The organism is Natronomonas gomsonensis, from assembly GCF_024300825.1.
Classification (GTDB): Archaea; Halobacteriota; Halobacteria; order Halobacteriales; family Haloarculaceae; genus Natronomonas; species Natronomonas gomsonensis.
Genome location: NZ_CP101323.1, coordinates 673,112 through 686,032 on the forward strand (window position 1 = coordinate 673,112; position 12,921 = coordinate 686,032).

The following is a 12,921-nucleotide window of genomic DNA, read 5'->3' on the forward strand; positions in this document are numbered from 1 at the left end:
TTACGTGTGTCGGGACGGACCCGAGGAGCGCCCCCGGCTGAGACTTCCAGCGAACCGACTGGTCTTTTCACGCCGGCCCTCGGATACACCGGAGATGCCGGACCTACTGGATACGCTCATCGAAAACAGGTGGATAGTCCAACCGAACCACGCGAACAACCTCGACACCGCCCATGGGGGGAACGTGATGAAGTGGATGGACGAAGCCGGTGCGATGAGCGCGATGCACTTCTCCGGGGAGACCTGCGTGACGGCCCACATGGACGAAGTGAATTTCAAGCGGCCAATCGAGGTCGGCGACGTCGCGCTCGTCAAGTCCTACGTCTACCGGGCGGGAACGAGCAGCATTCACATCAGAACTCGTGTGTTCCGGGAGAACCCCGGGCGGGACCCGACCGAACTCACCACCGAGTCCTACATGGTGTTCGTGGCGATAGACGAGAATCGAACGCCCATGACGGTGCCCGAACTGACCGTCTCCTCGGAGCGGGGCGAGGAACTTCTGGAGGAAGCGCTCGACGACGCACCCCGCTAGCGAACGACGGTAACGGGAACTGGCGACCGCCGGACAACCGTCTCCGCGACGCTGCCGAGAAGAACCCGGGAGACGCCGCTGCGGCCGTGACTTCCGATGACGACGGCGTCGACGGCGTTGTCCTCGACGTACTCGACGATTGCCCGCTCCGGGCGGCCGACGGCGGATTCGGTCTCAAGGTCGATGTCGACGCGTGCTTGGGCTTCTTCGAACAACTGTTCGGCTTCGGCTTGGGCGTCCTCGTACCACTCCTTCCAGTAGCCCGGCAGTGCCGCTCCGGGTGAGGCCTCGTACCCCGCCGCGACGAAGTCCTGAACGTACAGGAGGACGATTTCGCCGTCGCCGTAGCGCTCGACCGCGTGGTCGAGCGCCTTGCGAGCCTGCTCGGAGCCGTCGTATGGGACTACGACACGCATGTTCAGGAGTACTCCGTCATCGGTGTTAAACGTGGGTGGGGTGTGCCGACACCCCAGCCAGGACTCGTCGGAGGTGGTTTTACCCCTCGGCGACGTACGTCCACCATGGGACTGAACGTCGATACGCCCGCACCGCCCGAACTGCCGGAGGTCGACACCGGCGAGTACGACGACGTGGACGTACAGGGGACGGAGTACCGTCGCGAGGAACTCGAAGAGTTGCTCGCCGAGGGCGCCTGGGCCGACGCTTTCGAGAAGTGGGCGGCACACACCGACCTTGACGCCGAGGAGTTCGCCGTCGCCGAGGAACTCGGACTGTTCGCCGAATTCGATTTCTTCTGGGACGACTTCGCCGACCGGGTCGGCTACCACGCCCCCGGCATCCCCGAAGACTGGCGTGAACAGGAGCTTCACCCCGAACTGAACTCCTGGGAGACGGTGTCGGGTATCAACGCGGCGCTGGCTGAGTTCGGCGACACGGTCAGCCGGACGCTGAAAGAGGAATACATCGACTGGGAAGCCGAATACGAGGCCCCCGACGACCTTCCGGACTTCTAGAACCGCTCGTAAACCGCGGTGAGAGTCGTACTGGAGCGAACTGCTCCTTCGAGGGCCTCATCGAAGACGTCGCGGTCGGCGCCGCCCTCGATGGAGAGCGGTTCATCCAGGGCGTAGACGTTGAACCGGTACTCGTTTTGACCCGGTGTTTCGTGACACGGCGAGCGGTAGCCGACGAACCCCTCGTCGTTGGTTCCCTGTCTGGCCCCATCGACCACCTCGACGCGCGGACCGTTGGGGATGTCCGCCGGGAGTTCCAGCCGGCCCTCTACCGGGAGGTTCCACAGCAGCCAGATTGTGGCGGAACCGTAACTGCGGAGCCACTCGCCGACGATGGCGAGCGATTCAGAGCCGTCCGGAACGCCCTCGACGACCAGCGGCGGCGAGACGTCCTCACCATCGCAGGTGAACCGCTTGGGTATCCGTCCCTCATCGAAGGCCGGAGCGGACAGCGTCAGGTCGTCCGGTTCGGGGGGTTCACCACCGACGGTACAGCCGGCGACCGCCGAAAGCCCGACTGCCGGAAGTCCCGCCAGTAACTCGCGCCGTCGCATACCCGTCTTTCGTGCTCAGCGTTAATGACCCCACCGGGACGGATTCGCCGGACCGTTCGAGCGGTCCCTTGATTATGCAGGCCATCGTTCCTTCGAGTATGACGGACGAAATCGTTCCCCCGACGGAGCGCCAGTGTGAGTTGTGCGGCCGGACCGACCGTTGGGACGCCGACACGCAGAACTGGGTCATCGCCGTCGAGGACGGCGAGCGACAGGTCGGCAACAAACACTGCATTCACGAGTGGGACATCAACGGTCGGTACAACCCCATAGAGGGCAAGCCGAACGTCGACGCCGACGCCTGATGCCGACGGTTTACATCACGGCTCCGCCGGAGGCCGCCACCGAACTGGCCGAGGCGCTCGTCGAAGAACGCCTCGCAGCGTGTGTCAACCGATTCGACTGCCGCTCGACGTTCCGCTGGGATGGGGATGTCGTCTCCGAGGAGGAAGTCGTCCTCCTCGCGAAGACGACCGACGACGCCTACGACCGACTGGCGTCCCGCATCGAGGAACTGCACCCCTACGACGTTCCCTGCATCGAGCGGTTCGACGAGGAAGCCCTCTGGCCCTCGTTCGGTGAGTGGGTCGCCGAAAGCGTCGATTCGGAAAAATAATCTGTCTCTTTCGAAAGGGAACCTTTCCGTTTTACAATCCAAACTTTTGTATCCGCGTTCCTCCAAGAGGTACGTACCGCGATGAACGACGACACCCCTGCCTCCGAGATGGGTACAGGCCGAAAGTCTACCAAGGACTGGTGGCCGAACCAGTTGAACCTGAATATTCTCGACCAAAACGCACGAAGCGTCGGCCCGATGGACGAGGACTTCGACTACGCCGAAGCGTTCGAGTCACTCGATTTCGAAGCCGTCAAACAAGACCTCGAGGAGGTGATGACGACCTCCCAAGACTGGTGGCCCGCTGATTACGGTCACTACGGTCCGCTGTTCATTCGAATGGCGTGGCACAGCGCCGGTACCTACCGCACCACGGACGGCCGCGGCGGGGCCTCCGGCGGCACACAGCGCTTTGCACCCGTCAACAGCTGGCCCGACAACGCAAACCTCGACAAGGCGCGCCGACTCCTCTGGCCCGTCAAACAGAAGTACGGCCGCAAACTCTCGTGGGCCGACTTGATCGTCCTCGCTGGCAACGTCGCCATGGAGTCGATGGGCTTCGAGACCTACGGCTTCGCTGGCGGCCGAGAAGACGCCTGGGCGCCCGACAAGGGCGTCGACTGGGGGCCCGAAGAGGAGATGATGGCGGACAAGCGCCACGACGAAGAGGGCAACCTCGAGGGTGACCTCGCCGCCGACCACATGGGCCTCATCTACGTCAACCCCGAGGGGCCGGGCGGTGAACCCGACCCCGAAGAGTCCGCGAAGTACATCCGTCAGTCCTTCGACCGCATGGCGATGAACGACGAAGAGACCGTCGCGCTCATCGCCGGTGGCCACACGTTCGGTAAGGTCCACGGCGCCGACTCCGACGACCACCTCGGTCCGGAGCCCGAAGCGGCCCCCATCGAGAATCAGGGGCTCGGCTGGGAGAACGACTACGGCGAGGGCAAAGGTCCCGACACGATTACGAGCGGCATCGAGGGCCCATGGACGCAGTCGCCCACCGACTGGGACATGGACTTCCTCAACAACCTGCTCGACTACGAATGGGAACCCGAGAAGGGCCCCGGCGGTGCGTGGCAGTGGACGCCGGTCGACGAGGAACTCCACGAGTCTGCACAGGACGCCCACGACCCCTCCGAGAAGGTCACTCCCATGATGCTGACCACGGACGTCGCCCTCAAGCGAGACCCGGACTACCGGGAAATCGTCGAACGCTTCCAAGAGAACCCCATGGAGTTCGGGATGACCTTCGCGAAGGCCTGGTACAAGCTCATCCACCGCGACATGGGCCCGCCGGAGCGGTTCCTCGGGCCGGAGGTCCCCGACGAGGAGATGATTTGGCAGGACCCCGTCCCCGACGCAGATTACGGCCTGATCGGCGACGAGGAAATCGACGCGCTTAAAGAGGAAATTCTCGAGTCGGACCTGTCGGTCTCCCAGTTGGTCAAGACCGCCTGGGCGGCGGCGGCGACGTACCGCGACAGCGACAAGCGCGGTGGCGCCAATGGCGCGCGTATCCGGCTTGAACCCCAGCGGAGCTGGGAGGTGAACGAGCCCGAAGCGCTGGAGACGGTGCTGGGGACCCTCGAAGGGATTCAAGAGGAGTTCAACAGTTCCCGGTCCGACGGGACGAGAGTCTCGCTGGCCGACCTCATCGTTTTGGGCGGCAACGCGGCCGTTGAGCAGGCGGCCGCGGAGGCCGGATACGACGTGGAGGTCCCGTTCGAGCCCGGACGCACGGACGCCTCACAGGAGCAGACCGATGTCGAATCCTTCCAGGCGCTCCGACCCAAGGCAGACGGGTTCCGGAACTACATCGACGAGGAGGAAGCCGACCGCAAGCCAGAAGAGCTACTGGTCGACAGGGCGGACCTCCTGACACTGACGGCACCCGAGATGACGGTTCTGGTCGGCGGCATGCGCACGCTGGACGCGAACTATCAGGACACGGACCTCGGCGTCTTCACCGACCAGCCGGAGACGCTGACCAACGACTTCTTCGAGAACGTGCTCGACATGAGCTACGAGTGGGAGCAGGTCTCGGAGAACGTCTACGAGCTACGCGACCGTGACACGGGCGAAGTCGAGTGGAAGGGCTCCCGCGTGGACCTCGTCTTCGGTTCGAACTCGCGGCTTCGGGCCATCGCAGAGGCCTACGCGGCCGACGACGGCGAAGAGCAGTTCGTCCAGGACTTCGTCGACACCTGGAGCAAAGTGATGAAACTCGACCGCTTCGACCTCGAGTGAACTGACAATCGGGGTTCCCGACGCTATTTTTCGCCGTCGAACATCGAATCGTCGAACGGGACGCGCCGTTCGGTGTTACCGCCGTCGGCAACCGCATCGGTGTGTGCCGAGCTGGGTTGCCACCCCGACTTGCCGTCGGGTTTCGCGCGCTGTTCGGCCATCGATGCCAACAGAAGTTCGGCTTCGAGGTCGTCGCCCGCGATGGCGGCGACGTACTCCAGCGACCGGGCGTGGGCGCCGAACGGCGTCCCGGACAGTGACGCCAGCGGCCCTTCGAGCGTGCCGGGCTCGTCGTACTTCTTGTTGTGGAGTTCGTCCATGCCGAGACCACGCAGGTAATCGAGCAGTCCTTCGCGGGCTTGGGGCGTTATCCATCCGAGTCGTTCGTAGTACTCCAAGGCGTTGAGTGCGCCCGAGGTACCGAAGGTGGTTCCAAGGTACTCCATCCACTCGATGACCGCTTTCACCCGGCCGGGTTCGGGGTCGATAGTTTCGAGGTACGGCTTCTGTGGGCTCATGACCCGGCGTACGTCAGGGATTCGCTTTAAATGGCATACGGTTTCGAAGAGTGAGTTCTCGCCCTACGCGATGAGGCCACCGACAACGTACTCAGTGAGGACGCTGACGAGCGCGCCGACCCACGTCAGCAACACGAAGTGGAGGAACCCGGAGATGGGGTGGCCGCGGTCCATCAGCCGGATCATCAGCGACGACAGCAAGGCGTTCAGGAGGATGACGAACAGCAGCAGGAACTCGATGAGGTCGATGTCGTAGAGGTCGGGGTTGAACAGCATCGTCGCGATTTGGCTGTCGCTTTCGGTCAGTCCCTCCGCGATGGTGAGCATCTGCCCGGCAATTTCCAACCCGATGAACGACGAGAAGATGGCGGCTGCCGTGATGCCGTAGACGACGCCGATGAACGTCGTCGTCGCCTGCTCTCGCTGTTCGCGGACCCGCAACACTTCGTGGAAGTTCTTCGAGATGACCTGCCCGAGCTGTTTCGGGTCGCCACCCATCCGCCGGCCGACGACGTACATGTCGCCGAACTTCTGGATGAGATACGACCCCGATTCGATGGCGAACAGTCGCCACGACCGGGCGGTGTCGATGCGAGTGTTCAGCCGCTTGTAGAGGGCGTCGACGTTCGGTGTGAGCGCGCCGAAATCCTTGGTACGGAGCGTCCGAAGCACCGACGCCGTCGAGGACTGTTTGACGCTCTCGACGCTCCCGAGCGCACGGATGAAGGACGGAAACCCCTGGTCGCGGTCCTTTACGCGCTGTTCTTCCCGACGCATCGCCAGCCCCGGGATGGCAAGCGGGGTAACACAGACGCCCATCCAAATCGCCAGCGGTACGGTATCGCCCGCAAGCGGCCCGTATCCCAACGAGGAGAGCAACGCCACGGCGAGTGCAACGCCAGTTAACAGGAGGCCGACGCCGAGATACGGCCACGTTCGACGTATCGGCGACCGCCCCTCGTTGGCGTGAAACCAGACGGGGTCCTGTGGGGCCACGGTGTGGATGATGAAGAGGAACCCACCTTGGACGAAGACGAACATGACGATGACGCCGCCGACCAGAAGCGTCGGCGGCACGGCGATGAGCAACGGCAGCACCGTCGCGAAGACGAGGACGAACGTCGTCGATAGCATCATCGAGAGGTACAACTCCTTCAGTACGTCGAGTTTCTGGAGGTCCGATTCGTACCGAATGACGAACTGCTGGATGATGCTGTCCTGTTCGTCGACGAGGAACTCGCTCATGTTCTGTCCAGCGCCGACGGTGTAGGCCAACCGTTCGAAGAAGTCCTCCAGTAACTCCGAGGGGACCTGCTTCGAACGCCGCCGGCAGGCGTCGTCGAGGCTCTGATTCCACGTGTCGACCAACGCGACGACGCGGCCCATCTCCTCGGCGAGGGCGCCGTACTCCTCGACGTGTGAGAGTCGGCGGAACACCTCCACGCGGTCGATGTTCGTCATCGAAAGCACCGTGATGTGTGTCAGAAACAGGTGGAACCGCTCGCGAATCTGTTTGCGTTTGCGGTCCTGAACCACCTTCGGGTAGGCGACGGCGCCGAGAAACGACAACGCACCGAGCAGCGACAGCGGCAACGAAATGGCAAGCGGCGCACCGGCGATCACCGCTCCGATTGGGAGGCCGATGGCCAACACGGTAGCGGGGAGCAACACGAACAGCGCGTACTGCTCTAGGGGCATTTCCATGTACCGATAGGAGTCCGCCACCGAGAGGACGATGTCCCGAAAATCGACCTCGAAGGAGTCTTCGTCGTCAGCAGTCGCCACCGGTGTTCACCTCCCACATTAGGGTCTCGCCTCCTCTGAGAGGCCCGCGATGTCGATGGGTAGTGCCTCGACGCCGTCGCGCTGGAACGTCTCGATGGCGTCGTTGACCTCGTGATAGCCGAGGATGTCGGCGTCGATGAGCCGCCGGAGGACCTCTGCACGGCGCTCCAGTTCGTCGTAAATCTTTCTCGTATCGCGGTAGCCGAGCAGCGTCGCGATTTGCTCTTCGAGGACGTAGGAGTTGTTCTGTCCCTTGAATACGACTTCGTCGTCGCGGGGGTCCCAACCGAACGCCTCACGGGTGACGACGCCGCCCTCGTGGTCGGAGTAGCCCTCGATTTCCTGCACCGAGGTGACCCGTCGGAGGATGTCGTCGCCCTGTTTGACGCGGTTCTGGAACAGCGCCACGTCGCAGTTGTCCATGAACGTCTCGGGGACGTTGATAGGGTTGGACGTAAAGCGCTGAATCATCGAGACGATGTCGGAGGCGTGGAAGGTGATGAGGACGGGGTGGCCGGTCTGGGCGGCCTGAAACGCCATCTGTGCCTCTGCGCCTCGAACCTCCCCGACACAGATGTAATCGGGGCGGGAGCGCAGCGCCGCCGCCACCAAATCGAACATGTCCACGTCCGCGGAGCCGTCGCCCTGTCCTTCCCGGGTCAGCAGTTGCTGCCAGTTCTCGTGCGGTGGTTTCACTTCGGCGGTGTCCTCTGCCGTGTAGATTTTGTGGTCCCGTGGGATAAACGAGAACATCGAGTTCAGCGTCGTCGTCTTCCCGGAAGCCGTCTCGCCGACGACGAAGACAGTCTGTTCGTTCTCCATACAGAGCCACAGATACGCCGCCAGTTCCGGTGAGAGCGTCCCCCACTTCGTAATCTGGAGGATGGACAGCGGCACGTCCTCGCCCTGTCGGATGGTCAGAGAGGGCCCCTTGATGGAGACGTCGTCGGAGTAGATGATGTTGATACGCGAGCCGTTCGGGAGCGTCGAGTCGATGATTGGCTGGGAGTCGGAGACTGGGTGGTTCATCCGTTCGCCCATGTTGCGAATCCAGGACTCGAACTCCCGTGGGGTGCCGAAGTCGACAGTGGTTTCCAGCATACCGAAGGTGCCGTGGTCGACGTAGCAGTTCGAGGGACCGATGACGTGGATGTCCTCGTTTTCGGGGTCGGTCATCACGGGGTCCAGTGGGCCGAGTCCCGCGATGTCTCGCTGGAGGCGATAGCGGAGTCGGTCGTACGTCTCTTTGCCGACGGTCATGCGGTCGCCGACGAACTGCTCGCGGAGACCCGTCAGCGCCGTCGCATCGCCGTTGACGACCAGCGTCTCCTCGATGAGCGAATCGAGGAATTCGGTGAACTCGGCATCCGTCGACGGTGCCTGTCGGGTCACCGAGAGGTCCAACACCCGGCTTCGAAGCCGCTCGTAGCGCTGTTCGTCGGCCTCCCCGTCCAGCGCCGGTTCGATGCAGTAGTACATCGTCTCGACGCCGGTGTCGCCGTAAACGTGGGCGAAGACTGGCGGTTCGGTGGCGTAGATGATGTTCGGGCGCTGGGTGTCGTGTTCGTCGTCCGGTTCCTCGACGAGAAGCGGATACTCGCCGGTACGGTCGTTGAACGTCTCCAGGTGGTCGGCGAGGTGTGGGTACTCCTTGACGTACGCTCGCAGTTCGTCGCCCATCCGGAGTGTTCCGTGGTCGCTCATGCGATGGTCCTCGATTCGATGACGACGCCGCGGCCCTGCTGGACCGCGAAGCCGATGGTGTCGTCGACGGGATTTTTCATGCCGGCGAACCGTCGAACGACGGCTTTCTGTCTGATTTCCTGTCCGACTGTCGATGTTTCGAGTTGGAGGTACACGTCAGAGACGTCCCGGAGAGGCTGGAGGGCGCGGTCCGTGACTGTTGCCGGGTTGACCGTCAACACGACCGTCCGGTCGTCGGCGGTCCGCTGTCGGAGCGCGCTGACGATGCGCTGCATCGCGTGGTCCTCTTCGCCGCGTTCGGTGACGGCGTCGAAGCGCGGGTCGTTCCGCAACATCGCATCGAAGCCGTCGACGACGAGAACGTCGCCGGACCAGAGCGGACTCGGCGAGAACAGCCGCGAGATGAGTCTGCGCGTGCCACGTTCGCGGCCGCCGGCCTCGACGTGGGTGTCGACGTTCGCGTGGAAAAACAACAACCGGTCGGCAAGCAGGTGGTCGACCACGTCGTAGGACAGCGAGTTCATCTGTCCGATATACTCACTCGCCGTGAGTTCCGTCGAGACGACGGCGGTCGAGGTACCCTCTTCGACGAGTCCGTAGGCGATTCGTTGGGTGAGGACGCTTTTGCCGGCGCCGTCGCGCCCTTCGAGGAGACACACCGACCCCGATGGAAGTCCGCCGCCGATGGCGTGGTTCACCCGGTCGCGGTCGGTCAGTCCGATGGAGTAGTGACTCATACGTAGAAGCGCAACACCTCCTCGTCGCCGTCGACGATGACCGTCGCCCGGTGTTCGCCGGTAGCGAGACTCCCATCGAGATCGATGACGAGTTCGATTACCTCCCCTTCCTTCCACGTGCCGGTGTTGGTACTCACCACGTCGATAGTGGTCGACGACGGGACGACGTACTCGCCGTCGAACACCACGTCGACGAGGTCGGGGTCCGTCGGTAACGGGCGAGCGCCGGTGTTCTTCACGAGGACGGTCACCGTGTCGTTGGTGCCGTCGTAAATCGCGTCGCTCCCGGTGTCGCTGATAATCGTGATGTCCGTCTCGAGTTGCTCCTCGACGGAGTCGCCGTGGGTAGTTATCGACTCGGAGATGCCGCCGACGCTGTCGACCATGACGCCGGAGACGCCAGCGGCGATGCCAATCGCCGCGATGAACAGGATGAGACTAGACGCGGAGAGGCTCGCCATTCAGTTCACCCCCGTCACGGTCACGTTCGTCGCGACCTGGACACCCGGTCGCGTCGCGACATGGACGCGGTCCGGCGCCGTGGTCGTGTCGTGGGTAAATACGAGTCGCGTGCCGGGAGACCACAGCGACCGCGTGCCGTCGCCGTCGACGGTCGTGGAGGGGCCGACGTACTCACCGTCGACGAGGAGGTCCGTCTCCTCGGCGTCGAGCGTCGTCGTCCCGGTGTTGTCGAGGCGGACGACGAGTCTCTCTTCGGTGTCGTTGTACACGGCGTCCACGACCTCGATGTCGGTGTTGCGTTGTTCGAGCATCCTGTCGTCTCGTTCCGTCAGTCCGTCGCGCTGTGCCTCGCGTGCGTCCTGCACCGCCGGTACGAGCGTCGCGGCGCTCACCAACAGCCCGATGAATATCACCGCCGTCGCGCCGCTCGCACTGAACCCCATTAGATGTCCATCGCCGCCAGCGCCCCGAGTCGTCGAACGTAGCCGTGACTGTCGGCGTGGTCGCCCGCCGAGAGTTCGGAGGGCTCTCCGGGGTCGACGTGGGCATCGAGATGTGGCCCACTGAGAACCGCTTCGAGTTCACGCCGGACCGACGGGGATATCCAGCCGACGGACTCGTAGTAATCAAGCGCTTTCAGCGTGCTCGCGGGCCCGGACGCACACACGAGTTCCGAGAGCCACTCGAAGACCAGTAAGTCCGCTGCATACCCGCCCTCTATCTCGGAGAGTTCCGCGGTGGCCTCCGCTGGGACTGCCGTCCGTTCCTCGGAGCCTCGTTCTTCGGTGTACTCTTCGGCGTCGTGGTCGTCGACGGCCGACTGCTCCTCGTCCCACAGGAACTCCTCGTCGTCGACGGGGTCGATATTGGCGTCGGTTTCGCCGTCAGTCAGGTCCTCGAAGGTCACGACCTCCTCGTCGGCGTCTTGGTGAGGGTCCTCAGCGTGGGCGTCGTCAGTCGAAGCGTCAGTGTCACTGTCCTCGCCGTCGGGCGTCTCGACGACTCCGAATCCGTTTCCAGAACTTCCATCCTCGAAGGGGTTCGATTCGGCGGTCAACTGGTCGTACACTCCGAGCAACTGCCGGACGGTGTCGTTGACCTCCTCTATGTCCTCGGAGAGTTCAGACTGCTGGCTCCGAATCGCCTTCAGCGACGACTCCGTCTGTTCGAGACTCGACTCCAAATCGCCGACTCGGACATCGAGGTCACGAAGCGCTCGCTCGTCGTCGTGGGGCTCGGCGTCCGGCTCGGGTTGGTCGGTGTCGATAGTCGATTCCTCGGGTTCGGCATCGCTCATACTCCGTTCCCCTCCGCCGAACAGCTGTTCGAAGATGTCCATGGTTCGTCTCTCCTCACCCGCGGGTGACCCGCGCATGTTCGTGGCACGCGAGGGACTACTTCATCGACCCCCTTTACCCGCCGTTCGCTATCGGAGGGCGTTACGACGGGTGTATCGAATCTCGAAACGCAGGTCGATACGCCGTGTGAATCGTTGCCGACTTCTTTTTTATATGGAGTCTTCCGAGGCAGTAGGGGTTGTGCCCCGTTCGGCCCGTGCCGGAACGGCCGGCAACGGGTCGGGACACAGGAGACAACAAATGATACCAAAACCAACGGACGACGACCGCGGTCAGGTCGGTATCGGGACATTAATCATATTCATTGCGCTCGTTCTCGTGGCGGCAGTCGCGGCGGGCGTGCTCGTACAGACCTCCGGCCTGTTGCAGGCGCAAGCCGAAAACACCGGACAGGACGCACAGTCCGAAGTCGGAAATCAGATTTCAGTCGTGAGTGCAACGGGTCATGTCGATACCGGAAACACCCACGTTGAACAGGTTGACCTCGTTGTGAAGAAATCCGCGGGGTCGGACCCGCTTGACCTCAGCCAAGCCACCATCGAGTATACTAGTGCCAGTAACTCTGCGACGCTCACCCATACTTCTGCAGGAGGTGCCGAGACATTTAGCACGAGCGGGATATCGGGCGGTAGCGACACGGTTATGTCAAACAACGGTGACCGCATTCAGGTCACTATTGACACGTCATCCGTTGACACAGATGGTAACGGAATTCCGGCTGGGCAAGAGGCTACTCTCCGCATTGTCGACCAGTCGGGTGCGTCGACTATCTACGGCGTTAACGTCCCTGACTCGCTCGGCGACAGTAAAAAGTACGTCACGGTGTAATTAATGTTCGAGAAATTCACCTCTGAGGACGACCGCGGTCAGGTCGGTATCGGGACATTAATCATATTCATTGCGCTCGTACTCGTGGCGGCAGTTGCGGCGGGCGTACTCGTACAGACCTCTGGGCTCCTGCAAGCGCAGGCCGAGAACACCGGACAGGACGCACAGTCCGAAGTTGGCAACCAGATTTCGGTCGTGAGTGCAACGGGAACGGTCAACGATGGGGCTGTCGATCAGGTTGACTTGGTCGTCAAGAAGTCGGCCGGTTCAGACCCACTTGACCTCAGTGATGCGACCATAGAATACACAAGTGACACTGCGACCCAGACCCTGACCCAAGGTAGTGCTGGGTCCGATGCTTTCGGGACAAGTAGCGTCGGGAGCGGGAGCGATACGGTTATGTCGGACAATGGTGACCGAATTACAGTTACCATCGACACAAGCAACATTGAGGGCGATGGCACGGCCGGAAGTGGCCTCGCAGCTGGTGAGGAAGCCACCCTCCGAATTGTCGACCAGTCCGGTGCGACGACCATCTACGGCGTCAACGTCCCCGACTCCCTCGGTGGCCGCGACTACGTTACGGTCTAACACCGA

At 62.7% G+C, this 12,921-nt stretch carries 16 protein-coding genes; 7 read left to right on the top strand and 9 right to left on the bottom strand.

The features are described from left to right. Positions 1 to 94: 94 nt before the first annotated feature. Entirely contained in the window at positions 95 to 535 is a 441-nt protein-coding gene (locus NMP98_RS03725; RefSeq protein WP_254860214.1) for an acyl-CoA thioesterase, read from the top strand. On the opposite strand, the gene NMP98_RS03730 is transcribed toward NMP98_RS03725, so the two are convergent. Further along, the gene (locus tag NMP98_RS03730) at positions 532 to 957 is read right to left on the bottom strand and encodes a universal stress protein (protein WP_254861291.1); all 426 of its coding nucleotides are present in this window, start codon (positions 955 to 957) and stop codon (positions 532 to 534) included. The two genes, NMP98_RS03725 and NMP98_RS03730, sit on opposite strands and share 4 nt — an antisense overlap. 99 nt (positions 958 to 1,056) lie before the next feature. Between NMP98_RS03730 and NMP98_RS03735 the strand changes: the two genes are divergently transcribed. Further along, the gene (locus NMP98_RS03735) at positions 1,057 to 1,509 is read left to right on the top strand and encodes a DUF7992 family protein (RefSeq protein WP_254860215.1); all 453 of its coding nucleotides are present in this window, start codon (positions 1,057 to 1,059) and stop codon (positions 1,507 to 1,509) included. Here the strand turns inward: NMP98_RS03735 and NMP98_RS03740 are convergent. After that, entirely contained in the window at positions 1,506 to 2,063 is a 558-nt protein-coding gene (locus NMP98_RS03740; protein WP_254860216.1) for a YbhB/YbcL family Raf kinase inhibitor-like protein, read from the bottom strand. The genes NMP98_RS03735 and NMP98_RS03740 overlap by 4 nt on opposite strands. Before the next feature lie 98 nt (positions 2,064 to 2,161). Here NMP98_RS03740 and NMP98_RS03745 point away from each other — a divergent pair, with 98 nt between their 5' ends. The 3 genes from NMP98_RS03745 (at position 2,162) to katG (ending at position 4,932) form a co-directional block, all read left to right on the top strand. After that, entirely contained in the window at positions 2,162 to 2,368 is a 207-nt protein-coding gene (locus NMP98_RS03745) for an HEWD family protein (RefSeq protein ID WP_254860217.1), read from the top strand. After that, positions 2,368 to 2,679: a divalent-cation tolerance protein CutA gene (gene cutA, locus NMP98_RS03750; RefSeq protein WP_254860218.1), complete on the top strand. Its 312-nt coding sequence runs from the start codon at positions 2,368 to 2,370 to the stop codon at positions 2,677 to 2,679. Before NMP98_RS03745 ends, cutA begins: the two co-directional genes overlap by 1 nt. A gap of 81 nt (positions 2,680 to 2,760) precedes the next feature. Then, complete coding sequence (katG, locus tag NMP98_RS03755; protein WP_254860219.1) at positions 2,761 to 4,932, top strand: catalase/peroxidase HPI; 2,172 nt, start codon at positions 2,761 to 2,763, stop codon at positions 4,930 to 4,932. Positions 4,933 to 4,955: 23 nt separating this feature from the next. Here the strand turns inward: katG and NMP98_RS03760 are convergent, their stop codons facing one another. From NMP98_RS03760 to NMP98_RS03790, 7 genes are all read right to left on the bottom strand, one after another. Beyond that, positions 4,956 to 5,450 (bottom strand): FlaD/FlaE family flagellar protein, encoded by a 495-nt coding sequence (locus NMP98_RS03760; protein ID WP_254860220.1) that lies wholly within the window; start codon positions 5,448 to 5,450, stop codon positions 4,956 to 4,958. A 63-nt stretch (positions 5,451 to 5,513) separates the two neighbouring features. Continuing rightward, complete coding sequence (arlJ, locus tag NMP98_RS03765; RefSeq protein WP_254860221.1) at positions 5,514 to 7,235, bottom strand: archaellar assembly protein ArlJ/FlaJ; 1,722 nt, start codon at positions 7,233 to 7,235, stop codon at positions 5,514 to 5,516. 18 nt (positions 7,236 to 7,253) lie between these two features. Beyond that, complete coding sequence (flaI, locus tag NMP98_RS03770) at positions 7,254 to 8,939, bottom strand: archaellum flagellar ATPase motor FlaI (RefSeq protein WP_254860222.1); 1,686 nt, start codon at positions 8,937 to 8,939, stop codon at positions 7,254 to 7,256. Next, positions 8,936 to 9,676 carry an archaellum protein ArlH gene (gene arlH, locus NMP98_RS03775; RefSeq protein ID WP_254860223.1) on the bottom strand — a complete coding sequence of 247 codons (741 nt, stop codon included), beginning with the start codon at positions 9,674 to 9,676 and terminating at the stop codon, positions 8,936 to 8,938. Before arlH ends, flaI begins: the two co-directional genes overlap by 4 nt. After that, entirely contained in the window at positions 9,673 to 10,137 is a 465-nt protein-coding gene (gene arlG, locus NMP98_RS03780) for an archaellum stator protein ArlG (RefSeq protein ID WP_254860224.1), read from the bottom strand. Before arlG ends, arlH begins: the two co-directional genes overlap by 4 nt. Then, on the bottom strand, positions 10,138 to 10,581 hold the full coding sequence (arlF, locus tag NMP98_RS03785) for an archaellum stator protein ArlF (RefSeq protein WP_254860225.1): 444 nt from the start codon (positions 10,579 to 10,581) through the stop codon (positions 10,138 to 10,140). Then, positions 10,581 to 11,435, bottom strand: coding sequence for a FlaD/FlaE family flagellar protein (locus NMP98_RS03790; protein WP_254860226.1), 855 nt, complete (start codon positions 11,433 to 11,435; stop codon positions 10,581 to 10,583). The genes arlF and NMP98_RS03790 overlap by 1 nt, the downstream gene beginning before the upstream one ends. 214 nt (positions 11,436 to 11,649) lie before the next feature. Here NMP98_RS03790 and NMP98_RS03795 point away from each other — a divergent pair, with 214 nt between their 5' ends. Further along, the gene (locus tag NMP98_RS03795; protein ID WP_254860227.1) at positions 11,650 to 12,324 is read left to right on the top strand and encodes a flagellin; all 675 of its coding nucleotides are present in this window, start codon (positions 11,650 to 11,652) and stop codon (positions 12,322 to 12,324) included. A 3-nt stretch (positions 12,325 to 12,327) separates the two neighbouring features. Further along, positions 12,328 to 12,915, top strand: a complete 588-nt coding sequence (locus NMP98_RS03800; protein WP_254860228.1) for a flagellin — start codon at positions 12,328 to 12,330, stop codon at positions 12,913 to 12,915. Positions 12,916 to 12,921: the final 6 nt, after the last annotated feature.

Bases quoted from the DNA above. Each gene is read 5' to 3' on its own strand.
- NMP98_RS03735 (WP_254860215.1), top strand. From the start codon at position 1,057: ATGGGACTGAACGTCGATACGCCCGCACCGCCCGAACTGCCGGAGGTC.
- arlH (WP_254860223.1), bottom strand. From the start codon at position 9,676: ATGAGTCACTACTCCATCGGACTGACCGACCGCGACCGGGTGAACCAC.
- arlF (WP_254860225.1), bottom strand. From the start codon at position 10,581: ATGGGGTTCAGTGCGAGCGGCGCGACGGCGGTGATATTCATCGGGCTG.
- NMP98_RS03740 (WP_254860216.1), bottom strand. From the start codon at position 2,063: ATGCGACGGCGCGAGTTACTGGCGGGACTTCCGGCAGTCGGGCTTTCG.
- flaI (WP_254860222.1), bottom strand. From the start codon at position 8,939: ATGAGCGACCACGGAACACTCCGGATGGGCGACGAACTGCGAGCGTAC.
- NMP98_RS03795 (WP_254860227.1), top strand. From the start codon at position 11,650: ATGGAGTCTTCCGAGGCAGTAGGGGTTGTGCCCCGTTCGGCCCGTGCC.
- katG (WP_254860219.1), top strand. From the start codon at position 2,761: ATGAACGACGACACCCCTGCCTCCGAGATGGGTACAGGCCGAAAGTCT.
- NMP98_RS03745 (WP_254860217.1), top strand. From the start codon at position 2,162: ATGACGGACGAAATCGTTCCCCCGACGGAGCGCCAGTGTGAGTTGTGC.
- NMP98_RS03800 (WP_254860228.1), top strand. From the start codon at position 12,328: ATGTTCGAGAAATTCACCTCTGAGGACGACCGCGGTCAGGTCGGTATC.
- arlG (WP_254860224.1), bottom strand. From the start codon at position 10,137: ATGGCGAGCCTCTCCGCGTCTAGTCTCATCCTGTTCATCGCGGCGATT.
- cutA (WP_254860218.1), top strand. From the start codon at position 2,368: ATGCCGACGGTTTACATCACGGCTCCGCCGGAGGCCGCCACCGAACTG.
- NMP98_RS03790 (WP_254860226.1), bottom strand. From the start codon at position 11,435: ATGAGCGATGCCGAACCCGAGGAATCGACTATCGACACCGACCAACCC.
- NMP98_RS03760 (WP_254860220.1), bottom strand. From the start codon at position 5,450: ATGAGCCCACAGAAGCCGTACCTCGAAACTATCGACCCCGAACCCGGC.
- NMP98_RS03725 (WP_254860214.1), top strand. From the start codon at position 95: ATGCCGGACCTACTGGATACGCTCATCGAAAACAGGTGGATAGTCCAA.